Here is a 24,975-nt window from a genome sequence, read left to right as displayed (position 1 = left end):
CGTGCGTTTTTTTTGCATTACGTTACTGTGTATCGCTTTTTGGGCGTCGCCATCAGTCGCGCAAGATTTTTCGATAACGCTGGGCGACGATACCTCTCTGGCGTCGCGGTCGATCCAGTTGTTAGTTTTGATCACCGTGCTCAGTTTGGTGCCGGGCATCGCAATTATGGTGACCTGTTTTCCATTCTTCGTCACCGTCTTCGCCATTTTGCGACAAGCGATTGGTTTGCAGCAGTCGCCCCCAAATATGATGATGGTCAGCCTTGCGTTATTCATGACTTATTTTGTTATGGAGCCCGTGTTCATTGCGTCTTGGGAGCAGGGCGTCGGTCCGGTCGTTGATGGTACTATGGACATCGAAACAGGCTTTTTCCGCGCGATGGAGCCGTTGAAGATTTTCATGGCGGGTCGGATTAACCCTGAAACCTTCGAACGCATGGCTGAGCTGCGACCGGATGTTGATCCGACCTTGCCGATCGTTCAGTCCAACCTGTCCGTCGTGATCCCGTCGTTTATGTTGAGCGAACTTGCGCGTGCATTTCAGGTCGGGTTTATTATCTTTTTGCCGTTCCTGATTATCGATCTCATTGTTGCGGCCATTCTGATGTCGATGGGGATGATGATGGTGCCGCCTGCAATCGTTTCGCTTCCCTTTAAACTGTCGTTTTTTGTTGTGGCGGACGGGTGGAGCTTACTTTCAATGGGACTTGTTCAAAGCTATGGGGTTTAGTGTTTCAGTTGTCGTAGTTTTTTGGCGACAATGGCTGGATTGGCGATGACCCGTTGAATTTTCACCCAAATGTCGCGCACTGGGCCGAGGGAATTGTAGGGGTACTGGCTTAGCTCCGGCCACAACCGTTGGATCATAGCGATCCCTAAAGTCCCATTTCGTTTCCAGTCGGCGGGTAGGCCGCGCATCAACGCCGAGGTTTCGTAGGTGAACATCGGAGCATAGCGTACAACAGTTGGGTCCGCGCAGAATTGGACATTCGCCCAAGGTCCCATGCGATTTTCTATGTACGCGAGGTCTAGAATATCTAGACCGTTTGTTCCGATTTCGGTTTTGAGCTCCGTCAACCAAGCGCCAAGGGCCGCAGCGGCTTTATCGGACTGACGCAGGCCAAAGCGTGTTACCAACAATTCAGTCGAAACATTTAGTTCGGCAGTGTCGGTATCACGCCAAAGAAAGGCCCGCCCGATTTCACCACCCAACCCACCGACGAAGACGTGTTCGCGCGCGAGCGGCCGGACACTGGGGTGGAATTTGACGTTACTGTCACCATGGCAATGCCCGCCGCGCCGCAAAAACAGTTCCTGCTGGTCCGTGTCTGCATTTTTGCGCGGCAGCGCCATGTGGTCCAAGGACATATCATCGGCAATTTGACGGGCGATGGTGCTGTCGATTTGATGACGATCTTCGCCAACGACCGTTACAAATTTGACCTTGTCTAGGTATGGACGCGCACAAGCCAATAAAACACGGGTCTCATATCCGGCGGTCAGCGCAATCGCCGGCATCTTGTCGCCATCTATCAGAGCCGTGATCTGTGATTGTGTGATCGCGATCATCCGGTCAACGATTTCATCGGTGCTGAGGTCGGTGTGTTTGAATGCAGCCCCTTGGAAACGGTTCACTGACCAATCTTGCAGATCGAGGTAGTGGTTTGGCAGTACTCTGGATAAGCCATGATGGGCCGTCAATCCGGCGGGAAACCAACCTTCGCCGTTGACGCCGAGCTGATCAAATAGCGTCTTATTGAACCGCGCATCGTAGGTCGTATCGTCCATCAGCGACAATGCGGTTGCACCCGCACATCGCATTTCGGGGTCATAAACGCAGGTCACCTGTCCGCCGGCATCTGGATAAAGGCGTGTTTGACAGCCAAGCGTTGCAATCCAAATGTATCGCCCGCCAATTGCCCACAAAAGATTGCGGACAAGTTCATCAACGGGATCGTCATGCGAAACGGGCGCCGCCCAAGTTCCGGCTAGAATTTTAGCGGCCGCGATGTCGATTGCGAAACCGACAATGACCCCGATTTCGACCCCGTTTCGATCGGTGACGGTTGTGACCGGAAGGTCATCACCAACAGTGAGCCAGAAATCCCCGACGGCAATGGCATCCTCAGTTTCAACCGGGGTCACGCGATATTGCCAACGATCTAAAGGGTGCGATGGAATTTCTGTCATTAATCTACTTTAGCGGTTGGGCAATTTTGCGGGTTTGGCGCATGTGTTGATGGGTTGTTGCATCTCTTTCATGGTCTGAAAACCCATAATGCTTCCCAATCGGGTCAATCCAGTGTATGGCCCGCCCATCTTGGAAGACCGGCGCCCGCAGTCCAGCGCCGACAAAAGAAGATACCGGATTGAGGGGGAATACGCCCCCTACGCAAAAGGCCCCATCGGGCCAAAAGGAAAACATATATGTTTAACGAAGTAAAAAAATCGATGCAGTGGGGCGAAGAAACGCTCACTCTCGAAACCGGCAAGGTTGCGCGTCAGGCTGACGGCTCAGTGATTGCCACACTTGGCGAAACATCTGTGATGGCGAACGTCACATTTGCACGCAAGCAAAAGCCTGGTCAGGATTTCTTTCCGCTGACCGTACATTATCAAGAAAAATACTATGCTGCCGGTAAAGTACCTGGTGGCTTCTTCAAGCGTGAAGCGCGTCCAACTGAAAAAGAGACGCTGACATCCCGCCTGATCGACCGTCCAATTCGCCCGTTGTTCGTCCCCGGCTTCAAAAACGAAGTTCTGGTGATGTGTACTGTGCTATCCCACGATCTGGTTAATGACCCAGATATGGTTGCGATGATCGCGGCATCCGCGGCACTTACCATTTCCGGTGCGCCATTCCGCGGCCCGATTGCTGCGTGTCGCGTTGGTTTTGAGGATGGTGAATACATCCTGAACCCAGAAATCGACGATATGCATAACCTGCGCCTGAACCCAGAGCAGCGCTTGGATCTTGTTGTTGCCGGCACAAAAGACGCCGTGATGATGGTTGAATCTGAAGCATACGAATTGACCGAAGAAGAAATGCTCGGTGCGGTGACGTTCGCCCACGAAAGCATTCAGCCGGTCATCGACCTGATCATCGATCTGGCCGAAGAATGTGCAAAAGAGCCATTTGATTTCCAGCCTGAAGATTATTCAGACCTGTTCAACGCTGTCAAAGCCGCTGGCGAAGACAAAATGCGTGCCGCTTATGCGATCACGGACAAGCAAGAACGTACCGGTGCAGTTTCTACCGCCAAGGACGAGATCATCGCATCTTTGTCCGAAGAGCAACAAGAAGACGGCAACCTGGGCGCTGCTCTGAAGAAGCTGGAATCTGCAGTTCTGCGCGGTGATGTTGTCAAAAACGGCAAGCGCATCGACGGTCGTGCTCTCGACACGATTCGCCCGATCGTTTCCGAGACAGGCATCCTGCCACGGACACACGGCTCTGCCTTGTTTACACGTGGTGAGACACAGGGTCTTGTTGTGACGACGCTTGGTACTGGCGACGATGAGCAGATGATCGACTCATTGACTGGTATGTATAAGTCGAACTTCATGCTTCATTATAACTTCCCACCGTATTCAGTTGGTGAAGTTGGTCGTGTTGGTGGTCCGGGTCGTCGTGAAATCGGCCACGGTAAACTGGCTTGGCGTGCGTTGCAGGCTGTTCTGCCGTCCGCAACTGATTTCCCATACACTATCCGTTTGGTGTCAGAGATCACTGAATCCAATGGGTCGTCTTCAATGGCGTCCGTTTGTGGTGGGTCTTTGTCCATGATGGACGCAGGCGTTCCGTTGAAAGCACCAGTTGCTGGTGTTGCGATGGGTCTGGTGATGGAAGACGATGGCGATTACGCGATCCTGTCCGACATCTTGGGTGACGAAGATCACCTCGGCGACATGGACTTCAAAGTTGCGGGTACTGAAAACGGTATCACATCTTTGCAGATGGACATCAAGATCGCAGGTATCACGCCGGAAATCATGTCCAAGGCGCTGGCACAGGCGAAAGCTGGCCGTTTGCATATCCTCGGTGAGATGGGCAAAGCGCTGACAGGCGCGAAAGATCTGGGCGTACACGCACCGAAGATCGAAACGATGCAGATTCCGACTGACAAGATCCGTGAAGTGATCGGGTCTGGTGGTAAAGTGATCCGTGAAATCGTTGAGACATCCGGCGCGAAAGTGGACATCAACGACGACGGTATCATCAAGCTGGCGTCCAACGATGCGGAGGCCATCAAAAAGGCCTACGACATGATCCATTCCATCGTGGCTGAGCCAGAAGAAGGCGTGATCTACAAAGGTAAAGTTGTGAAGCTCGTCGATTTCGGCGCGTTTGTGAACTTCTTTGGTAAGCGTGACGGCCTTGTGCACGTGTCCCAGATCGAAAACCGTCGCCTGAACCACCCATCTGACGTTCTGAAAGAAGGTCAGGAAGTTTGGGTGAAACTGCTCGGCTTTGATGATCGCGGCAAAGTCCGTTTGGCTATGAAAATGGTTGATCAGGAAACTGGTAAAGAGATCACAAAAGAAGAAGCTGCTGAAGAGTAATCCTTCTTTGAAAGATTTGAAAAAGCCCCGATGTGTTCATCGGGGCTTTTTTGTTTGTTTACTTGTTCCCGCTAGTTTGCCCTAAATTTGAAAGGGCTTTTGATGCGAATAAGAATTTGGATCCTCATGATATTGGGCATTCTGGCGGGGCCGCTGAAAGCCCAAAACATAGGTGATGTCACCGCATGGAGCGGGATTTCTACGTTTGGTTTGTCTTTTGAGGGGGGATACCAGATGACTCCTGATTGGCGCGCACGTGCTGGATGGATGGGTGGCCTTCAGCTGAATGAAACACAAACGGAAAGCGGGAACAGTTACGATATCGATGCCGCACTGGGTGCAATGACTATGATCGTAGACTATTCTCCGGTGGATGCGGACTGGCGTATTTCAGGTGGCCTAGTGTTCAGCAAAACAAGCATTGAAACAACGATATCAGGGACAGCTAGTAATCCGATCGAATATGACGGGCAAAGCTTTGACAGCGGCACAGCGACTAGTATTGCGGAATTCAATCGAACTGCCGCCCCTTTGGTTTCTGTCGGATACGATTACCCGATTAACGATGAGTGGGTATTAAGTAGTGAAATTGGGGCTGTCTTTGTAGGCGGTTTCGACATTGAAATTACTGGGGACAGCGCTGAGCTTCAGGCCGCAATTGATGCCGATCCGGATGTGCAAAACGCCCGCGCTGACGCCGCCAATTTTGCGGCTTATCCATACATCAACCTGTCGGTGGGGTACCGATTCTGATACCGCTTCGTGATTTTTCCCCCTCGTCGGCATAATTGTGAGCAGATAAGGCTGTTGTTGGTTTGCATCACCAAAATCGGTTCACTCATATTTGATCTGAATTCCGGTCGGGATGACGCTAGATACGAACAAACCAGCGCAGATTCTTCGGGGGAAAACCTTATGCTGACAAGACGTCATTTTATTGCCACGGGTGCTGCCATCACCGCGTTTGGCGCTCACCCTGCTTTTGCACAAGAGGCGGCCGCGCCAGCGCCAGAAGCGCCAGTTGTACCTGCTGATCCTCTTGCGCCAACTTTGGTTACTTTGGCAGGCGCCGTCGCCGCCAATGAAATCCACATGGATCCAAACACATTCCGCCTTTACCTGACACTGGGTGGCGATCAGGCAATGCGCTACGCCGTCGGTGTTGGTCGTCCAGGGTTGTACGAACCGGGTAGCTTCTACGTTGGTGCCAAGAAAGAATGGCCTAGCTGGACACCGACACCGGAAATGATTGAACGTGATCCAGAGGCGTATGAAAAATACGCAGACGGGCTCGAAGGCGGGCCGGACAACCCGCTTGGTGCGCGCGCGCTTTACCTATTTGAACCGGGGCGTGGCGACACGTATCTTCGCATTCACGGGACAAATGCGCCCCGCACAATTGGCACTGCGGTATCAAACGGCTGCGCACGCCTTACGAATGAATTTGTCGTAGATCTCTACAACCGCACGCCGATGCGTTCGAAAGTTTACCTGTATCCAAGGGACGTCTAGCACCACAAAGTGATGCAGGAACCCTACAGTACCGGCCCTAATTGGGCCGGTACTTTGCATTTTGTTGGTTCGGTAATCTGTTTGGCCTAATGATTGCGTCAAAATAGACAGCAATAGACCTGAGCAGGACCCCAAATGCTGACACGCCGTCAATTCACTGCAAGCGCAGTGGCGTCTATCCTCGCGACGCCCGCGATAGCGACACCCACCGTCGTCCAGCTTCCGCGTCGTTTCCGACCCCAAGAAGTAGACGTGAACCCCGAACTGCCAGCGGGCGAAATTCATGTCGTTAAGGAAGATTTCTATCTGTATTGGACGCTTGGCAATGGTCGTGCCCGTCGTTACGGCATTGCGCTTGGTAATCAGGGTCGGAACTATACGGGGGTTCTGACGATCCGCCGTAAGGCCGAATGGCCCAGCTGGATTCCGACGCAGAACATGATCAACCTCGAACCAGAGCTATACGCGCCCTATCGGCGTGGTTTGCCTGGTGGTCACCCGCAAAACCCGATGGGTGCGCGCGCGCTGTACCTGTATGAGGGCGGCCGCGACACATATTACCGCATTCATGGTACACCACAGCCGTGGACGATTGGTCAGAACTTTTCGTCAGGTTGCGTTCGGTTGATCAACCCGCATGTCGAAGAACTTTACGATCAGGTGCCTGTGAATACGCGCGTCTATATCTTCTAAGAAAAAGAGCCTCGCAATCACTTGCGAGGCTCTTTCAGTTCGAACAGCGATACCGCCGTTTAGAGCTTTGTCTTGCGCAAGTACGGCAGCACTTTTTCAAAATCGCCGAATTTGGCTTTCGCGTCTTCATCGCTCAATGTGGCGGGAATGATGACGTCGTCCCCAACATTCCAGTTCGCTGGTGTTGCAACACCACGGCCAGTGGATGTCTGTAGACCATCGAGGGCACGAAGCACTTCGGCAAAATTGCGGCCGACGGTCATTGGGTATGTCATCGACAATTTCAGCTGCTTGTCTGGGCCGATGATAAACACCGAACGGACTGTCGCGCTGTCCGCCGGTGTGCGTCCATCCGGCAGGTACGCTTCCGCGGGAAGCATGTCGAACGCCTTAGACACTTCAAGTCCAGTGTCTGCGATAATTGGAAAACCTGCTGCAGCGCCGCCAACGGTTTCGATGTCAGTTTTCCATTTCTTATGGTCCTCGACACCGTCGACGGACACGCCAATCACTTTTGTGCCGCGTTTGGCCCATTCGTCGGCTAGTTGCGCCACTGCGCCAAATTCGGTCGTGCAAACCGGCGTAAAGTCTTTGGGGTGCGAGAAAAGGATCGCCCAGCTATCGCCGATCCAATCGTGCAAAGCAAAGCTGCCTTGATCGGTTTCGACGGTCAGGTTTGGAATGGTATCGTTAATACGCAAGCTCATGATGGTATCCTTTCATGCGGTTCTTGTTGATATATAATGACGCGCACGATAGAGCGCACCCCCGACAGGTCGCCGATTTACTAGAATGGTGCTTTGGCCGTAATGCGGGTGCCTTGTCCGCCGTCGGGGTGCCGAAATTGGAATGTCTCGGAATGCAGCATCAATCTGGGATGGTTCAGTGCGTCGCCTGTCGCATAGAACGGATCGCCAAGAATGGGATGCCCCATCGCCAGCATATGTACACGTAGTTGGTGGGACCGGCCCGTTTTGGGCATCAGGCGGACCCGCGTTTCTGCATCGTTACTGCGGATGACCCGCCAATCCGTCACGGCTTGTTTGCCGGTTTCATGGCAAACCATCTGTTTTGGACGATTGGGCCAGTCGACGATAAGTGGCAGATCAACTGTACCGGTTTTTTCTACGATACGTCCCGCAACGCGGGCCACATAGGTCTTTTTCGTCTGACGTTTTTCAAACTGCAGGCCGAGGTGGCGCTGGGCGTGTGGCGTTAACGCGAAAATCATGACCCCGGACGTGTCCCGGTCTAGGCGGTGAACCAGCAAAGCCTGTGGGTAAACCGCCTGAACACGCGTGATCAGACAGTCCGCCAGATGTTCACCCTTGCCCGGAACAGACAAAAGCCCGCTTGGCTTATCGACAAGAACGACTTCGTGATCGTCGTGCAGGATGACAAGCGGATCTTGAGGTGGGGCGTAGGTGTTAGTCATAAACGCGGTCACCGAAGATAGCTGATCCAACGCGAACATGTGTCGCGCCTAAGGCAATCGCGCTTTCGAAATCTCCGCTCATGCCCATGGACAGGCCTGCCAATCCATTGCGGCCTGCAATTTTGGCAAGCAATGCGAAGTGCAAGGATGGTTCTTCTTCCGCCGGTGGAATACACATCAGCCCTTTGATCGGCAAATCAAGCGCGATCGCGTCTTTGATAAAGGTGTCGGCATCGGACGGTAAAACGCCTGCTTTCTGCGTTTCTTCGCCGGTGTTCACCTGAATGAACAGATCAGGGCAGCTTCCGACCTCTTGAGCGATGCGTGCGATCGTTGTTGCAAGCTTTGGCCTGTCCAGTGTGTGGATCGCCTGTGCAAGTGTCATCGCTTGACGGGCCTTGTTGGTTTGCAGTGGTCCAATCAGGTGAAGATCGACATCATTATATGTTTCGCGGAACGCAGGCCATTTACCAGCCGCTTCCTGCACCTTGTTTTCGCCAAAGACGTGGTGACCTTCAGAAAGAATCGCCTCAACGCGTGCATTAGGTTGCACTTTAGAAACCGCAATAAGCGTGACATCACCTTTTGGCCGGTTCGCCTTTGTTTCGGCGCGGTTGATGCGCTCTTTGATATCCATCAGCGACATTACAGGGTCCTGTTATTGTTTTGATATTCGTTCTAGGCAACGAAATAGGGGGTTTGTGCGTGCTTGTCATTCCGCAAACTGCCAAAACCGGTGTGTGTCCTTGATGCACCATTTTTCATAGACCCGCCAAACATTGGCCCAAATTACTTGAGTGTGCAGCCACTTGGGCGCAATTACACACTCAATGCTAGACGATCTGGCATCTTGGGAATGCAAACACGAGGGAATTATCCATGAAAAGCATCCTTCTTACCTCTACTGCCCTGGTCGCCTTTGCTGGCGCCGCTGCAGCTGACGGCCACGCCTCTGTAAGCCACTCTTTGGGTGGTACACTTGGTTACAACAACGAAGTCGATGGTATCGGCGAAGACGGTTTCTTCTGGGAAGGTAACCTGAAGACAACTGCAACTGCTGCTTTGGACAACGGTCTGACAGCTGGCGCATACTTCGAAGTCACTGTTGCTGAAGACGACGGTACTGCTTCTAATGACGGCGGCACCGATCCTTTGGCGACATCAGATTTCGTTCTGTCTTTGGAATCAGACACAGCGTCTTTGTTCGTTGGTGACACTGGTACAGCCGCGACTAAGCGCTTTGTAGCAGCTGGCGACATGGAATCAGACGCCTTCACAACAGGTACAGACTCCGCAGTTCTGCGCGGCGACGTATCTTTCGGTGGTGTTGACGCGTCTTTGTCTTACATCATTGACGATGCAAACGGTGAAGCTGAGCAGCTTTCATTCGGTGCAGCAGCAACTTTCGGTATCGCTACTTTGACAGCAGCTTACCAGGAAGACACAACTTTTGCTGACGGCAACGGCGACTTCAGCGCAGCTGAAGTTATGGGTGTATCTGCAGCTGTAACTGTTGCTAACGCAACAATCACACTTGCATACGCTGACAACATGACAGCTGACACACAGTCCACTGGTATCAAGGTTTCATACCCTATCGGTCCAGTTGTTGCGACTGGTTACTACGTTGACGAAGGTGACGCAGACGCAAACCTCGGCGTGAACGTAGCTTACACAAGCGGCCCAATCGCTGCTTCTGTTGACTACCAGGACGACCAAGGCGTGACTAAGTACAAAGTTGAAGGTTCTTACGACCTCGGCAATGGCTTGACTGTTCTTGCTGGTGCGTTGAACGAAAACGAAGGCGACGACGTTGACTACTACGCTGGCGCAACATACGACCTCGGTGGCGGCGCGACTGCTACTTTCGTATACGCAGCTGACGAAGATGGCGACCAAGGCGACGAAATCGGCGCTGGTGAATACGATCCAGGCGTAACAGTTTCTGTAGACTTCACATTCTAAGTTGTCTTACAGGAATTGAGATTGAGCCGCCCTTTGGGGCGGCTCTTTCTTTTTGTGGACACGTCTTTGGACGCACTAGTCTTTCGGCCCATAGGCCTTTATGAAAATGCAAAGCTTACAGCCCGTGTTTCCATTGAAAGACCAGACATATGTCCACGTATTCCCCATCAGAAATCGAAGCCAAATGGCAGGCCGCGTGGACGGATGCCGAAACGTTCAAGGCGGTACGCAGCGGCGATAAGCCGAAGTACTATGTGTTAGAGATGTTCCCATACCCATCGGGGAACCTGCACATGGGCCACGTCCGCAATTACACGATGGGCGACGTGATCGCGCGCTATAAACTGTCGACAGGTCACAACGTGCTTCATCCGATGGGCTGGGATGCCTTTGGGATGCCTGCGGAAAACGCGGCGATGGCCACGGGCATTCATCCAAAGGAATACACCTACGGCAACATCGACCACATGAAATCCCAGATGCGCCCGCTGGGCCTGTCGCTGGATTGGTCCCGTGAATTTGCGACATGTGATCCTGAATACTACGGCCAACAGCAGGCCTTGTTCATCGATTTCCTTGAGAAAGATTTGATCTATCGCAAAAAGGCGGTCGTGAACTGGGACCCAATCGATATGACCGTTCTGGCCAACGAACAGGTTATTGACGGCAAAGGCTGGCGGTCTGGCGCAGAGGTTGAACGCCGCGAACTGGTGCAATGGTTCTTTAAAATCTCCGACTATTCGGACGAATTGCTATCCGCGTTGGATACGCTCGACAACTGGCCCGCGAAGGTCAAACTGATGCAGTCGAACTGGATCGGCAAATCGCGCGGTTTGCAGTTTGGTTTTTCAATCATCGACGGCCCTGATGGCCACGACCGTGTAGAGGTTTACACGACCCGTCCGGATACCCTGAACGGTGCTTCCTTCGTTGGTATCTCTCCAGACCATCCGCTGGCCAAGCAGTTGGAGGCAGATAACCCCGAAATCGCGGCGTTCTGCGCAGAATGTCGCAAAGGTGGCACCACAGCCGAAGCGGTCGAGAAGGCTGAAAAGCTGGGCTATGACACGGGCCTGCGCGTGCGTCATCCGTTTGATAACGCATGGGAATTGCCCGTCTATATCGCGAACTTCATCCTGATGGATTACGGTACAGGCGCTATTTTCGGCTGCCCTGCACATGATCAACGTGACTTCGAATTCGCCACGAAATACGACCTGCCAATCACGCCTGTTTTCGCGGAACCGGGTCAAGAGGACGTCGCGCTGACCGAGGCATTTGTGCCGGGCAAAACTGATAAGGTCACTTATCTGAAAGGGTTTGCTGGCGAGGCCGAACAGAATGGAGACGAAGCCGTCGAAGCGGCTGTTGATTTCTGCGAAGCAAACGGCGTGGGTCAAGGCGTCACCAAGTTCCGCTTGCGCGACTGGGGTCTGTCTCGTCAACGCTACTGGGGCTGCCCGATCCCGATCGTGCACTGCGAATCCTGCGGGGCGGTGCCCGAGGCGAAAGAAAACCTGCCGATCAAGCTGCCTGATGATGTTAGCTTTGATATTCCGGGCAACCCGCTTGATCGTCATCCAACATGGCGGGATTGTAAGTGCCCGAAATGCGGGGCTGATGCGCAGCGCGAAACCGACACCATGGACACATTCGTCGATTCGTCTTGGTATTACGCGCGCTTTACCTCACCGGGGGCCGCGACGCCGGTTGATATCGAAGAAGCTGCGTATTGGATGAACGTCGACCAATACATCGGCGGTATCGAACACGCGATTCTGCACCTGCTTTATTCCCGTTTCTTCGCGCGGGCCATGCGGATGACCGGCCACTTGCCACAAGGTAGCGAAGAACCGTTTGACGCGCTGTTTACGCAAGGCATGGTGACCCACGAGATTTACCAAACCAAAGGCGCTGATGGACGCCCTGTCTATCATTTCCCGACGGATGTGACCGACGGCAAGCTCGCTGATGGAACCGATGTTGAAATCATCCCTTCCGCGAAAATGTCGAAGTCTAAGAAGAACGTGGTTGATCCCGATGATATCCTCGCGACCTACGGCGCTGATACGGCACGGTGGTTTGTGTTGTCCGACAGTCCGCCAGAGCGTGACGTGGAATGGACGGCGTCGGGGGCCGAAGCGACGCACAAGCATCTGTCTCGCGTTTGGCGGATCGCAAATGATGTCGCGGCACTTGAAGGCGGTGATGCGGCACAAGACGCTGATCTTCTGCGCGCAATGCACAAGGCGATCATGGACGTGACCAACGGCGTCGAAAGCTTTGGCTTTAACGCAGCGATTGCAAAGCTTTACGGTTTCACTGGTGTGCTTGCGAAATCTAAAGCAAGTGCAGTGGCGAAACGCGAAGCAACGCTCACGCTTGCACAGTTAATGTCGCCGATGACACCGCATTTGTCTGAGGAAATCTGGTCTCTGCTGGGTGGCGAGGGCTTGATTGCAACGGCCCCTTGGCCGGTCGCGGATGAAAGCATGTTGGTCGAAGACACAGTGACGATGCCGGTGCAGGTCAACGGCAAACGGAAAGCGGAAATTGCAGTGGCGGCAGATGCGGACAAAGCATCGGTTGAAGCGCTTGCCATGTCGAACGAAACCGTTATCCGTGCGCTTGATGGGGCAACCCCGAAAAAAGTGATCGTCGTGCCAGGCCGGATTGTGAACATTGTGGTCTAGACGCCGCCTCTGTTTGTTGGCCGCCATTGTCACGATGGCTGGTTGTGCGGTCGTGCCTTTGCATGGTCCCAATGGCGCTGCAGCACGGTGGCAGAACACCATCGTGGTTGATGCGCCGGACAGCGTCATTGGATTCCGTTTGGCGGAAAGGCTTGAGGCAACATTTGGTTCTGCAACGGCTGCGCAATACCGGCTGACAGTCGTCCCGCAGGTAGAACCTGTTCCGGCAACGATCACGGTCGATGGTGATAGCACGCGCTTTAACCTAACGGGAAATGCGACGTGGACGCTTGTCGATCAAGCCGGAGAAAAAATCGGCGGAGGGTTAGAGCAAACTTTCACAAGCTACTCCGCGACCGGATCAACTGCGGCAACCCAAGCGGTCGAGAGCGACGCGCAGGCCCGCCTTGCGGTCGCATTGGCTGACCTGATTGGTCAACGCTTGGCTCTGTTAGAGGTGCCGCGATGAAGCTGGCTGGTGCCGCAGCAAACGGGTATTTTCGCAACCCCGACAAAACCCATACCGCACTGCTTATTTTTGGCGCAGATCCCATGCGCGTTGCGGGGAAACGGCAAGAGGTCATCGCAGCCCTTGTCGGGCCGAATGGTGACGAAGAAATGCGACTGACCCGTATCCCAGGGGCCGAACTACGCAAAGATCCTGCGATCCTGAATGATGCGATAAAGGCGCAAGGTTTTTTCCCCGGCCATCGCGTTGCGTTTGTGGAAGATGCGACAGACGGGGTGTCGAAAGTTATTGATGCAGCACTTGCGGATTGGCAGCCGGGGGACGCGCAGGTCATCGTCACAGCGGGCCAATTGACTGCAAAGTCTGCTTTGCGAAAGGTGTTTGAAGGTCACCGAAATGCGGTTGCGGTCGGGATATATGACGATCCACCTAGTCGAGATGATATTGAACAGTCGTTGCGGGACGCCGGGCTTGAGGTTCAAAGCAGGGACGTGATGGATGCCCTGTTTGCGCTCGCCGGATCGTTGGAACCGGGTGATTTTCGACAAACAATTGAAAAGGTCGGCCTGTACAAACGTGGTGATGCGACACCCATCAGCGTCGAAGACGTCATGGCGAACGCGCCGCAATCAGCGGAAGTAGATGTGGATGATGTGCTCGAGGTCGTGGCATCTGGGCAGGCGGATAAACTTGGACCAATCCTGCGGGACTTGTATGCGCAAGGCGTGGCCCCCGTGACCCTTTGTATCGGCGCGATGCGCCACTTTCGGCAATTGCATGCCGCTGCATCTGACCCGGGCGGTGCTGCTGCCGGTGTTGGACGCCTGCGTCCACCTGTCTTTGGGCCGCGTCGCGATAAGATTGTGCGCCAAGCCAGCAATTGGGGGCGTGACCGGCTTGAACGTGCGCTGACTGCACTGACGGACACTGATCTGCAAATGCGTTCGTCGGGCGCGACGCCTGACCGGGCATTGATGGAGCGGGTTTTGATACGACTTGCAATGATGGCACGTCGGTAAAACAGGTTGGGCCGCCCAATCTGGACGGCCCTTAACGTACGTTTCCGTCAGTTAAATTAGTTTGTGGTGGACGTCGCAGATGCAGCGCTCGCAATAGCGAGAAGAGCTGCCAGACCTGCAAGCGTCACGACATCGGGCCCAACTTCAGGAATACCAATTTGGTCGCTGATAACCACGGCGGCGTTGTCTGCCTGTGCAGTGCTGACAGTCATGGAAAGCAGGCAAGCAGCCGCAAGAGAAGTCTTAAGAAGTTTCATGTAAATATATCCCCGTAGAATCAAAAAAGGGCCAGCAAATACCAGCCCTTTTTTCGTAGTCTAAACAGCGAGGTTTAGAAAGATGCAGATGCAGCAACCAAGGCAGCCAAGAGGCCCAATACGATGTAGCCAGAGTTGATTGAACCAGCAGGTGCCGGTGCTGGTGGTTCTGGGATCACAACAGTTGTTGGAGCCGGAGCAGGAGCCAAACCGCCAGCGTTAGCTGTTACAGCAGTTGTTGCCAAAACCGCAGCAGCGGCGAGAACTTTCAAAGAGCGCATGTCATTATTCCTTTGTTAAAATGAAAAAGGGCCAGCCGTAGCTCGCCCTTTAAACTCAAATCTAATCGTCAGATTAGAAAGAAGCAGATGCTGCTACGAGTGCAGCCAAGAGGCCCAGCACGATGTAGCCAGAGTTGATTGAACCAGCAGGAGCAGGTGTGTCAACGATGACAACTGGTGCTTCAGGGATTACTGGGGCCAGGCCGCCAGCGTTTGCAGCAACACCAGAAACAGCGATAGCAGCTGCGGCAGCGAGAGTAGTTGTGAGGCGCATGTCGGTACTCCAAATTAAATGCACTTTGTGGACGATCACAGGTTTTCTATCCACCGTGCTCGTGTAACTCAAGTGGTTAAATGGTTTCGGCGCGGGACCCAAGGGTTTCTTTTTGCGCGGAAAACCGTCCGGATTAGTTTTTTGCTGTCCGATTTGGCGCAACTCAAAGCAGTTCAGACGTTGGAACGCCTATTTTTATTGGTGAATCAGCGATGTAACGTTTGTAACAAATGGTTAGCGCGCACAGTCGGAGTGTTTTGAAACGGTATCGACTGTCCGGCGTAAAAGCTAAAAAGCGATGCGGTCGCGCAACAGTTTGTCGCAATTGGGACGTGGGCAAGCGGCTGAAAATGCCACAAATTTGGTCGGAAAGTGGCGTTTTTCCCCGTAAAAAGCGCATTCCGGCGCGATTTTGCGAATCTCTTGGCTGATCAAACCCGTCATTTCACGGCATCTGTTAGGGCAACCGTGATTCTTTGAATCAGCTTAAATTGATTTCAGCCAAGAAAGCGCGCCTCGTGCGGCGGCCTCACCTGTCGCAAGGCAACCGCTGATCAAATAGCCGCCGGTCGGGGCTTCCCAGTCCAGCATTTCGCCTGCAGCAAATCGACCTGGCTGATCGCGCAACATGAAATGGGAATCCAATGCAGAGATGCGCAGCCCACCAGCCGTCGAAATTGCTGCATCCATTGGCATCGGGTCAAGGATCGGGACGGGCAAAGCCTTGAGTAAATCAGCGATTTTGCCCGCTTCATTCAGATCCTCACCTTTCGTGAATTCGTAGAACAGCGCGGTTTTTATCGGGGACAGCCGTACGGTTTTCTTCAGAAATTGCGGGAAACTCTGCTTGCTGCGGCGTTTTTTGACCCTGCTGAGCACATCTTGATGACTCAGGTCAGGGAAAAGATCGACGTGAAGCGGTGCGCCGTCGCGTATTTTGCGCGATAAATCGTATACGCCACCGCCTTCGATACCATTGCGCGATATGACCCATTCGCCTCGGCTAGATGTGCGACCGGCATGCAGCGCTGTCGCTTTGATTGGGGTTCCAAGGAAGGGGGTCATATGATCCGACCACGCAACCTGAAATCCCATATTGGCAGGCTTAAATGGGGCCACAGCATCAAAGTGTTCAGCCCACGCGCCGGTTGAACCAAGTTTTGACCAGCTTGCGCCGCCCATCGCGAGAATTGTGATATCTGCGGCAATTGGTTTCGTCCCATCTGGCGTTTCAAATTGACTATGGCCGTCCTGAAATCCGGTCCATGTCCAGCGGGAATTGAACACGACATTCGCGGCCCGAAGCCGCGCCAGCCAAGCCCGCAACAACGGCGACGCCTTCATGGCTGTCGGAAAAACCCGTCCTGTTGAGCCTGTAAAAATTGATTGCTCAAGGTCTTCTGCCCACGCCATGACTTCGACGGGGCCGAAACGGCGCAAAGCCGCTTCCATAGTCGGATGTAGGGGGCCAAAACGCGCGATGTATGCGTCCAAAGGTTCGTCTTTGGTCAGGTTCAGCCCTGACTTTCCCGCCATCAGAAATTTGCGCCCGAATGACGGCATTGCGTCGCAAATCGTTACATCAATCTCTGCTTGCGACAGCACGTCTGCAGCCATGAGACCCGCAGGTCCGGCCCCGATCACAAGCGCGGTGGTCATACAGGCATCTGACCTTTGATTTCGACGACACGGTGCGGGTAAGGAATTTCGATACCGTTTTCTTTCAGCGTATTCCAAACAACAAACAGGACATCTGAGGTGTATTTGTTGACACCGTCATCAATCCCTTCAACCCAGAATTCGACCGCAAAATCGATGCCACTATCGCCGAAGCCGCGTAGTTCACAATCAGGTCTTTCAGGCGCTGTCAGGACGTTCGGGTGGGCAGCGACGGCGGCTTCGATCAGGTCGGGCACACGGTTGATGTCAGTGTCGTAGCTCACTGAAAACGGCACCTCTAACCGGTTGGCCGATCCGCTATCCGAATAATTTACGACGCGGGTTGTGATGAAATCTTCGTTCGGAATAACGATCCAGCGGCCGTCGTAAGTTTCAAGAATCGTCGCGCGCGCAGTCATCTTAATGATGGTGCCGGCTTCACCACCATCGAGTTCAACATAGTCGCCGACAGTCGCCTGACCTTCGATCAACAAAATTACGCCAGAGATGAAATTCGATGCAATCTTTTGCAGGCCGAAACCCAAACCAACACCAATAGCACCACCCAAGACGGCGAGCGTGCCAAGGTCGATCCCCATAATGTTCATCAGCAGCAAAAATGCGATGCCAAAGATCACGAATTCGGCGGTTTTGACGGTCAGTTGGCGGATCGCTGGACGCATTTCCTGACGATCCAGAAACGCGGATGACTGGCTGTTCGACCAGTGTCCAAGCCAGAATAAAAGCGATCCGGCGATGACGCCACGAACCAGTGCCAAGGCGCTGAAGCCGATATTCCCAATGCTGACACGTGCTTCGCCAAGCAAAATGATGACTGGGTCAAGAATCCCGAGCGCGTAAAGCGCGCCGACTGGGATCAAGACGAATTTGCCCAAAAGGTGCAGGAACGGATCGGTCAGGATATCTTTGACGAATGCTCTGATCGCTAGGAAAAGGAAAACCCGCTTACCAAAGCCAATGACAGGGCCCGCGCCGAACATTGCTGTCACCACAGCTTCGCCCATGGCGGTAAACGCATAGGCCAAAAGCGGTAGGATCAGCGGCAAGAACTGCAACACAAAGCGTCGCGCTTTAGCGAAGATGTTTGCGCTTTCCGCGGGGGGTGTCAGCAGGTTTGTCAGTTTCGGCGCAACGATCCGGTTGACGAGTCTTGCCAGCAGGTAGGACGCGATCAGCAGGCCAAACTGGGACCATGCGGCAGGCGACAACAACCAGCTTTTTGCAAGCGCAATGCCCTGATCAAGATAGCCGAGAAATTGTTCGAGAATAACTTGCGGATCCATGGGCGCCCTCATATTTCACCGCGGTTTTGCCTGCGTTTGGCTTGCAAGGCAAGGTTCAGGGCTTGATCATGTCTTTAATCCCGCCCACGAGATCAAGTGATGCTGCTTTTGCGGGCGCCGCAAGTTCATGGCCGCGGTGAAACAGGTCGTCGGGCGCTACAATGTCATCAATCAAACCCCAACGCAGGGCTGTTTCGGCATCGATTTTGCGCGCGGTCAACAGCATCATCTTCGTGCGCGACGGGCCAATGAGGTGTTCCATCCTTTTGGGATCGGACGGCTGGGGGTAAACTCCCATTTTCATGACTGGATAGAAAAAACGAGCATCGGGAACTGCGACCCGTATATCGCAGGCCAACGCCATACCGAACGCGCCGCCCGCCAACGTGCCGTTCAGCGCGCAGATCGTAAGGCCCTTTTGATCGGCAATTGATTGCGAAAGGATTTCCCACGCCGGATCAGTCGCAAGGCCGCTCTGTACTTCTTCCAATGCCGCCCCTGCGCTGAAAACCTTGCCTATGCCTGTCAGGATCGTCACGCGAGATCCGCGTGACTTTTCAACGGCATCGATCAATTCGCGCAGCATTGCGCTGGTCAGGGCGTTTGCTTTTTCGGGTCGATTGATTGTGATCGTTGAGACATGATCGTCGTAGTGATATTCGATCATATAAGACCAACCATGCGACGGATTTCGTCTTCGCGCAGCGATACGTCTGTCCCAAGATAAGGGTCGGCGGCATCGCCGCACATCCAGACCAAGGCCGCCGCCGGCCATTCCGGCGGGATGTGATCTGACCAATCAAGCTCTGCCACGCGATTGACACCGGACGCTTTAATGTCACGCTGCATTTTGGTTGCCACCGTGCCGGGGGACAGGCCGAGCACGCGCACACCTTTGTCCCGGTTTTCGTGATCAGCGGCGCGCGTTAACATGTACGCCCCAGCTTTTGTGGCGCAATAGGTCGGCCAGCCTTCCATTGGGCCATGTGCAGCCCCAGACGACACGGTAATGATCGTACCGCTTCCGCGCGCGATCATGTGGGGCAGAACGGCATTCATGCCGTAGAAAACGCCCTTGAAATTTACATCAACGGCCTTGGAAAACGCAGCCAGATCAGTCTCGGCAAGCATCGAAATCGGTTCGATCATACCTGCATTCCCGATCAGAATATCAAGCGCCCCGAACCGGTCGATCGTCTGATCAACGGCGGCTTTTACAGCGTCCGGATCCGCGACGTCGCAGGGAATTGCGATGGCCTGATCCCCAATCTCTTTGGCAATGGTGTTAATGTCATCTGTGCTACGTGCAGCCAGTGCGACGTTCGCGCCTGCCTGCGCAAATGCATGCGCGGCGGCCGCACCGATGCCACGGCTTGCGCCTGTGATAAGCGCGGTTTTCCCGCTGAGTGTCTGATCTACCATAATAATCTCATAAGTACCTTGGCCATTGCTTGCCAGTCTAGGATTCCCGACCTTGCACATCGGTGCAAGTCGTCCGACACTCTGCGCAGAAATTATTTGAAAGGACATCTTATGAAAGACGTCATTGTATTGCGTGGTGCCGTTTGTGCGGCTGCCCTTCTGAGTTCTTCTGCCGCGATTGCAGATGTGACGGCCGCCGACGTGTGGGCCGACTGGCAAAAGCAAATTCAGGTCTACGGGTCTGAAAATATTTCTATCGGCAGCGAAGTGGTAGACGGCGCGACGCTGACCGTGAACGACCTGAGCATGACCATGTCTGACGAATACAGCAGCGTGACGACCAACCTGGGCCCGCTTGTCTTTACCGAAAATGGCGATGGAACCGTGTCCGTTGACGTGCCGGACAGCTATCTGATTGCGGTAAACATCGAGGACGACCTGATCGTTGATCTTGAGGTTGCGCAGGAAAACATGGCGATTACCGTTAGCGGCGATCCTGATGCGATGGATTACGACATCAGCGCTGATAGCTACACGATGCGTGTTGCCGAATTTAAAGGCGATGCCGCTGATGTCGAAGGCGACATTTTCGTGAAGGCGAATGATCTATCGGGCACGTATCAGACTAGCGCAGATGGTGCCTTGGCTTATGACATGATCGCTGAAAACGTGGACGTCTTGTTTGATGTCAAAGAACCGGGCGGCGATGGCTACATGCTTGTAAGCGGCAAAATGGAACGGCTGGGTGCAGACGGGACCATGAATATGCCCGAAGGTCTGGATATGGACGCGCCTGACACATGGTTCGCGAACGGCTTTGGCGTCGATTCAACAATGGGATATCTTGGCGCAAGCTTTATCGCTGACTTTAGTGTCGATGGTGATGCGGGCACGGCGAGCATTCAAATGGGTGAAGGCGGTTTCAACGCCACCATGAACCAATCTGATCTGGCCTATGGTTTTGCGTTTGATGGCGTGGACGTCAGCGCACAAATGCCAGACCTACCGTTCCCCGTTAGCTTTTCTTGGGATCAAGCCGAGACAAGCTTTTACATGCCACTGGAAAGTACAGACGAGGCAGAACCGTTCGGTTTCAAATTCGCTTTGACCGAAGTCACGGTCAGCGACGACATCTGGAACATGGCGGACCCGACGGGCACGATTCCGCGTGAACCTGTAACAGCTGAACTGGAATTGGCAGGGATGGCCAAATTGTTCTTCAATATCTTGGACCCAGAACAAGCCGAAGCAATGGCCTTTGCTGACACACCAGGTGAATTGAACAGCCTTCAGCTGATCGGTTTGCGTCTGGCAGCGGCGGGTGCGGAAATCACGGGCGCTGGTGATTTCACATTCGACAACAGCGATCTGGAAACCTTTAACGGATTGCCACGTCCAACGGGCGAAGTGAATATCGGGATCAAAGGGGCCAATGCGCTGATCGACAAAGTCGTCGAAATGGGGCTGCTGCCTGCTGAACAGGCCACAATGGGCCGCATGTTCATGGGGATGTTCGCCACGCCTACCGGCGACGATGAACTGAGTTCCAAGATCGAGATCAATGACCAAGGCCACATCATGGCCAATGGTCAACGTATCCAGTAAGCTGCACGAAATAGGGGGTGCGATGGGCGACCGTCGCACCCCTTTTCTATTGTAATATAAGGAAAATATGATGCTTCGCCGAAACCTATTTGGAACGACTGTTTTATCTGCCACGGCTATGTTGGCGCAAAGCGTCGCGGCGGACGTCACGGGCGCTGACGTTTGGGCGACCTACACCGCATATTATGAATCAACGGGTGCACAAGTCATCGGCACGCCGACAACCAGCGGCGACGAGACCGTGATCAGCGATAGCGCGCTGCTTTACCGGTTCCCGTTTGATGTCGCGACGTTGCGGGTTGGTTTGCCTGACATGCGCTTTGTTGATCAGTCTGATGGGACTGTCGTCATCTCCTACCCTGAAGCATTTGATGTGCGGATCGAATTTGATGTGCCGTCCGAAGGGTCAGGGGCGCTGACGCTAGGCATCGCGCAAGACAATTTCCAAGGCACTGTGTCAGGCGACCCCGCCGATATGACATTCGTGCAATCAGCCGATGCGTTGACGGTTGAAGTCAAAGATATCGAAGTGCCAGAGGAAGACATCGACTTTTCGATGCTTGCTAGCGGGGCGGGTTATTCGTCTACGTCACGCGTTTTGACGGGCGACCTGATCACAACAACAACAGAAATGACAACGGGTGCCGCTGACGTGGCCTATGTGTTGAACGATGCAGACGGGTCTGTGATCAGCAACACGGGACGGTTCGGCGCGAATGACACGACGTTTGAGACAGCGTTCCCCGCTGGCGGTTCGGACATCATGAACTTGTCCGCGGCATTGGCGGCAGGCGCCTACCTGCGTGGTACGGCAGATGCGGAAGGCAGTTCCAGCGAAACGATCACGACAATCGACGGCGATATCCTGTCCGAGCAATCACAAACCTCCGGCCGCACAACCAGTCGTTTTTCAATTGATGCCGCCGGCTTTGACCTGTTTGCCGAAGGCGAAGGCGTCGAATTCAACATGTTGATTCCGGACGTTTTCCCATTCCCGATTTCTGGCAGCATGGGGAAAGCCGTCGGCGGCTACAAATTCCCACTGATGCCAAGCGAAGAACCGCAAGATGTTGCTGTGCGTTTGGATTTCTCTGATTTGGAAATCAGCGAAGACCTTTGGGGTCTTTTTGATCCCAACGGTGATCTGCCGCGCGATCCAGCGTCGATCAACATTGATGTCGCGGGCACTGTGATCTCTGAAATCGACGCGCTGAATTTCGAGACTATTGAGGCGCAGATGAATCAATCGGAACCGCCGATTAGCCTTGAAAGCCTGACGATCAACGAAATTTCGGTCTCTGCTATCGGGGCAAGCGCCTTGGCCACGGGGGCGTTTGTTGTCGACAATTCCGACATGACAACCTTTGATGGGTTCCCGCGTCCGGAAGGCAGTGCGATCCTGAATGTTGAAGGTGCAAACGCGTTGATCGACCGTTTGGTTGGCTTCGGTGTTATTGGTCCGGATGAAGCGGGCATGGCGCGTCTTGGCATGGGCTTTATTGCCAAAGCGACAGGCGAAGATGCGTTTGAAACGCGTCTGGACGTGAACGGCGAAGGTCATGTCATCGTGAACGGCCAACGCATGCGCTAAGCGCCCCTTGCGGCGGGGCGACCCGCCGCATACCTGTCTTACGACTTATTCAAAGCAGGCACACATGACCCAACAGCTTTCCACCCTAACAGAACAGATGATCGCAATTGCCAAAAAGGCGGGTGCCGACGCTGTCGATGCCATCGCCGTTGATGGTACATCGGTGTCGATTGATGTACGGGCAGGGGCCTTGGAAAAGGCAGAACGGTCCGAAGGCGTGGATGTCGGGATGCGCGTGTTTGTCGGCAACCGACAAGCTTGTGTGTCGTCATCAGATGCGAAAACCGCAACGCTGGAACAGATGGCCGAACGTGCCGTTGCGATGGCCCGTGAAGCACCGGAAGACCCCCACGCGGGGCTTGCTGATGCGTCTCAACTGGCCGTGGACCGCGACAGCAGTTCCTTGGAGATGTTCGACCCAACCGACGAACCTGATCCGGCAGAATTGCAAGCCGATGCTGCCCGCGCAGAAGCGGCAGCGCTTGAAAATAAAGATATCAGTCAGGTCCAATCCGCCTCCGCAGGTTACAGTCGTCGCCGCATCCACCTTGCCGCCTCGAACGGATTTTCCGGTGGTTACACGCGCAGCGATTGTGGTTTGTCATGCGTTGCGATCAGTGGGACCGGCGCTGATATGGAGCGCGATTACGACTACGATAGCCGTATTTTTCAAGCCGATCTGCGCGACGCCGAAGACATTGGACGACAAGCCGCGGCGCGTGCCGTCGAACGCACTGGTGCCCGCAAACCGAAAACTGGCAGCTTTCCCGTACTGTTTGATGAACGGATTGCCAGCAGCCTTGTCGGGCACATCAGCCAAGCCGTAAACGGGGCGGCAATCGCGCGTGGGTCCAGCTGGCTACGCGACGCGCTGGGCGAACAGGTGCTGCCTGATGGTATTTCCCTGATCGAAGACCCGCGTCGTCCACGTGCCTTTTCATCGCGCATGTTCGACGCCGAAGGGCTGGCGACGCAGCGCCGCGCGATCATCGACAACGGTGTGCTGACTGGATGGACGCTCGACCTTGCGAACGCCCGAAAATTGGGGCTCGACAGCACAGCCAACGCATCACGCGGGACATCCGCACCGCCATCGCCAAGCTTGTCCAATCTCGCCCTTACTCAAGGCGATAAATCGCGGGCAGACCTGATCCGCGACATGGGTACGGGGCTGCTGATCACGTCGATGATCGGATCGACTGTGAACCCAAATACGGGCGATTATTCACGTGGTGCGTCTGGGTTCTGGGTCGAAAATGGTGAAATTACTTATCCGGTCAACGAATGCACGGTTGCGGGCAATCTGCGCGACATGCTGCTGCGGATGATTCCATCGAACGATGCACGCGCACATCTGTCGCACGTCGTGCCGTCGATCCTGATTGAAGGGCTGACGCTTGCCGGTGACTGATCTGGACCTTCTGATCGCGACGGCCAAAGCGTCGGGTGATATCGCCAGACGTTTCGTCGTTGATCGCCCCAAAGTCTGGGACAAAGGGGGCGGTGCAGGCCCTGTGACCGAAGCTGATTTGGCCGTTAATGAATTGATGGCACACGAATTGCAGCGGGCGCGGCCTGATTATGGCTGGTTGTCTGAAGAAACAGAAGACGACATGGGGCGTCTCGCGACGCAACGCCAATTCGTTGTGGATCCAATTGATGGCACGCGGGCGTTCATCGAGGGATCGCAGGACTGGGCGCATGCATTGGCCGTGCTTGAAGGCGGCGAAGTGATGGCAGCCGTCGTTTATCTGCCGATGCGGGATTACCTTTACGCCGCCCAAAAGGGCGGTGGTGCGACGTTGAACGGGAACCCGATCGAAGTCTCGCAAAAGAACGATCTGGACGGTGCGACCGTGTTGTCGAACAAAGCGAGCTTTGCCGATAAATTCTGGGCAGATCAAACGCCGCCAGCTGGTGTGGTACGTAAATTTCGGTCGTCGCTGGCCTATCGGATGGCTTTGACAGCGCAAGGTCGGTTTGACGCTATGATGACGCTACGCCCGTCTTGGGAATGGGATATCGCAGCGGGCGCTTTGATCGTCGCCGAAGCGGGCGGCGAGGTGACGGATCAAACGGGGGCACCGCTGCGTTTTAACAATCCGCATCCGCAGGTTAACGGCGTGGTAGCGGGTAGCCCTGTAACACGTCTTTTGCAGACAGCATTTGCTGCATCAACGGTTGAGACACCTTCACCAAACGCATAAGTCTGATACAACACGGTCAAGTCAAA

Annotated in this window: 24 protein-coding genes; 13 read left to right on the top strand and 11 right to left on the bottom strand. The window is 54.3% G+C overall.

Annotated elements, in window-relative coordinates:
- Nucleotide 1: 1 nt before the first annotated feature.
- Complete coding sequence (gene fliP, locus K3729_17625; GenBank protein ID UWQ99191.1) at nt 2-730, top strand: flagellar type III secretion system pore protein FliP; 729 nt, start codon at nt 2-4, stop codon at nt 728-730.
- On the opposite strand, the gene K3729_17620 is transcribed toward fliP, so the two are convergent.
- Nucleotides 727-2,190, bottom strand: a complete 1,464-nt coding sequence (locus K3729_17620; GenBank protein ID UWQ99190.1) for a hypothetical protein — start codon at nt 2,188-2,190, stop codon at nt 727-729. The two genes, fliP and K3729_17620, sit on opposite strands and share 4 nt — an antisense overlap.
- Nucleotides 2,191-2,427: 237 nt before the next feature.
- On the opposite strand from K3729_17620, the gene pnp reads away from it, so the two are divergent.
- From pnp to K3729_17600, 4 genes are all read left to right on the top strand, one after another.
- Nucleotides 2,428-4,563: a polyribonucleotide nucleotidyltransferase gene (pnp, locus tag K3729_17615; GenBank protein ID UWQ99189.1), complete on the top strand. Its 2,136-nt coding sequence runs from the start codon at nt 2,428-2,430 to the stop codon at nt 4,561-4,563.
- A 234-nt stretch (nt 4,564-4,797) separates the two neighbouring features.
- Entirely contained in the window at nt 4,798-5,316 is a 519-nt protein-coding gene (locus tag K3729_17610; GenBank protein ID UWQ99188.1) for a hypothetical protein, read from the top strand.
- Between the two features lie 162 nt (nt 5,317-5,478).
- Entirely contained in the window at nt 5,479-6,075 is a 597-nt protein-coding gene (locus tag K3729_17605; GenBank protein UWQ99187.1) for a L,D-transpeptidase, read from the top strand.
- A gap of 135 nt (nt 6,076-6,210) precedes the next feature.
- Nucleotides 6,211-6,768 carry a L,D-transpeptidase gene (locus K3729_17600; GenBank protein UWQ99186.1) on the top strand — a complete coding sequence of 186 codons (558 nt, stop codon included), beginning with the start codon at nt 6,211-6,213 and terminating at the stop codon, nt 6,766-6,768.
- A gap of 59 nt (nt 6,769-6,827) precedes the next feature.
- On the opposite strand, the gene K3729_17595 is transcribed toward K3729_17600, so the two are convergent.
- The 3 genes from K3729_17595 to K3729_17585 form a co-directional block, all read right to left on the bottom strand.
- Entirely contained in the window at nt 6,828-7,475 is a 648-nt protein-coding gene (locus K3729_17595; protein ID UWQ99185.1) for a peroxiredoxin, read from the bottom strand.
- Between the two features lie 80 nt (nt 7,476-7,555).
- Nucleotides 7,556-8,203 carry an RNA pseudouridine synthase gene (locus K3729_17590; protein ID UWQ99184.1) on the bottom strand — a complete coding sequence of 216 codons (648 nt, stop codon included), beginning with the start codon at nt 8,201-8,203 and terminating at the stop codon, nt 7,556-7,558.
- Nucleotides 8,196-8,849: a YggS family pyridoxal phosphate-dependent enzyme gene (locus tag K3729_17585; protein ID UWQ99183.1), complete on the bottom strand. Its 654-nt coding sequence runs from the start codon at nt 8,847-8,849 to the stop codon at nt 8,196-8,198. Before K3729_17585 ends, K3729_17590 begins: the two co-directional genes overlap by 8 nt.
- A 233-nt stretch (nt 8,850-9,082) precedes the next feature.
- On the opposite strand from K3729_17585, the gene K3729_17580 reads away from it, so the two are divergent.
- The 4 genes from K3729_17580 (at nt 9,083) to holA (ending at nt 14,349) form a co-directional block, all read left to right on the top strand.
- Nucleotides 9,083-10,168: a porin gene (locus K3729_17580; protein UWQ99182.1), complete on the top strand. Its 1,086-nt coding sequence runs from the start codon at nt 9,083-9,085 to the stop codon at nt 10,166-10,168.
- Nucleotides 10,169-10,317: 149 nt separating this feature from the next.
- Entirely contained in the window at nt 10,318-12,861 is a 2,544-nt protein-coding gene (leuS, locus tag K3729_17575) for a leucine--tRNA ligase (GenBank protein ID UWQ99181.1), read from the top strand.
- Between the two features lie 34 nt (nt 12,862-12,895).
- On the top strand, nt 12,896-13,330 hold the full coding sequence (locus K3729_17570) for a hypothetical protein (GenBank protein UWR01119.1): 435 nt from the start codon (nt 12,896-12,898) through the stop codon (nt 13,328-13,330).
- On the top strand, nt 13,327-14,349 hold the full coding sequence (gene holA, locus K3729_17565) for a DNA polymerase III subunit delta (GenBank protein ID UWQ99180.1): 1,023 nt from the start codon (nt 13,327-13,329) through the stop codon (nt 14,347-14,349). The genes K3729_17570 and holA overlap by 4 nt, the downstream gene beginning before the upstream one ends.
- 56 nt (nt 14,350-14,405) lie before the next feature.
- Here the strand turns inward: holA and K3729_17560 are convergent, their stop codons facing one another.
- The 7 genes from K3729_17560 to K3729_17530 form a co-directional block, all read right to left on the bottom strand.
- Nucleotides 14,406-14,606 carry a hypothetical protein gene (locus K3729_17560; protein ID UWQ99179.1) on the bottom strand — a complete coding sequence of 67 codons (201 nt, stop codon included), beginning with the start codon at nt 14,604-14,606 and terminating at the stop codon, nt 14,406-14,408.
- Between the two features lie 74 nt (nt 14,607-14,680).
- Complete coding sequence (locus tag K3729_17555; GenBank protein UWQ99178.1) at nt 14,681-14,887, bottom strand: hypothetical protein; 207 nt, start codon at nt 14,885-14,887, stop codon at nt 14,681-14,683.
- Between the two features lie 73 nt (nt 14,888-14,960).
- A complete protein-coding gene (locus K3729_17550) occupies nt 14,961-15,161 on the bottom strand; it encodes a hypothetical protein (protein UWQ99177.1) in 201 nt (66 codons plus the stop codon).
- Between the two features lie 486 nt (nt 15,162-15,647).
- Nucleotides 15,648-16,820, bottom strand: coding sequence for a TIGR03862 family flavoprotein (locus K3729_17545; GenBank protein ID UWQ99176.1), 1,173 nt, complete (start codon nt 16,818-16,820; stop codon nt 15,648-15,650).
- A complete protein-coding gene (locus tag K3729_17540) occupies nt 16,817-18,124 on the bottom strand; it encodes a mechanosensitive ion channel (GenBank protein UWQ99175.1) in 1,308 nt (435 codons plus the stop codon). Before K3729_17540 ends, K3729_17545 begins: the two co-directional genes overlap by 4 nt.
- A gap of 55 nt (nt 18,125-18,179) precedes the next feature.
- Complete coding sequence (locus K3729_17535; protein ID UWQ99174.1) at nt 18,180-18,791, bottom strand: enoyl-CoA hydratase/isomerase family protein; 612 nt, start codon at nt 18,789-18,791, stop codon at nt 18,180-18,182.
- On the bottom strand, nt 18,788-19,546 hold the full coding sequence (locus K3729_17530) for an SDR family oxidoreductase (protein UWQ99173.1): 759 nt from the start codon (nt 19,544-19,546) through the stop codon (nt 18,788-18,790). Before K3729_17530 ends, K3729_17535 begins: the two co-directional genes overlap by 4 nt.
- Before the next feature lie 111 nt (nt 19,547-19,657).
- Here K3729_17530 and K3729_17525 point away from each other — a divergent pair, with 111 nt between their 5' ends.
- The 4 genes from K3729_17525 (at nt 19,658) to K3729_17510 (ending at nt 24,949) form a co-directional block, all read left to right on the top strand.
- Nucleotides 19,658-21,151, top strand: coding sequence for a DUF2125 domain-containing protein (locus tag K3729_17525; protein UWQ99172.1), 1,494 nt, complete (start codon nt 19,658-19,660; stop codon nt 21,149-21,151).
- A gap of 67 nt (nt 21,152-21,218) precedes the next feature.
- Complete coding sequence (locus tag K3729_17520; protein ID UWQ99171.1) at nt 21,219-22,742, top strand: DUF2125 domain-containing protein; 1,524 nt, start codon at nt 21,219-21,221, stop codon at nt 22,740-22,742.
- A 64-nt stretch (nt 22,743-22,806) separates the two neighbouring features.
- A complete protein-coding gene (locus K3729_17515) occupies nt 22,807-24,153 on the top strand; it encodes a TldD/PmbA family protein (GenBank protein UWQ99170.1) in 1,347 nt (448 codons plus the stop codon).
- Nucleotides 24,140-24,949 carry a 3'(2'),5'-bisphosphate nucleotidase CysQ gene (locus tag K3729_17510; GenBank protein ID UWQ99169.1) on the top strand — a complete coding sequence of 270 codons (810 nt, stop codon included), beginning with the start codon at nt 24,140-24,142 and terminating at the stop codon, nt 24,947-24,949. Before K3729_17515 ends, K3729_17510 begins: the two co-directional genes overlap by 14 nt.
- The last annotated feature ends 26 nt before the right edge of the window (nt 24,950-24,975 follow it).

It is taken from the genome of Rhodobacteraceae bacterium S2214 (assembly GCA_025141675.1).
Classification (GTDB): domain Bacteria; phylum Pseudomonadota; class Alphaproteobacteria; order Rhodobacterales; family Rhodobacteraceae; genus Yoonia.
Note: the sequence above shows the minus strand (reverse complement) of the source record. Positions and strands in the feature narration are given on the sequence as shown.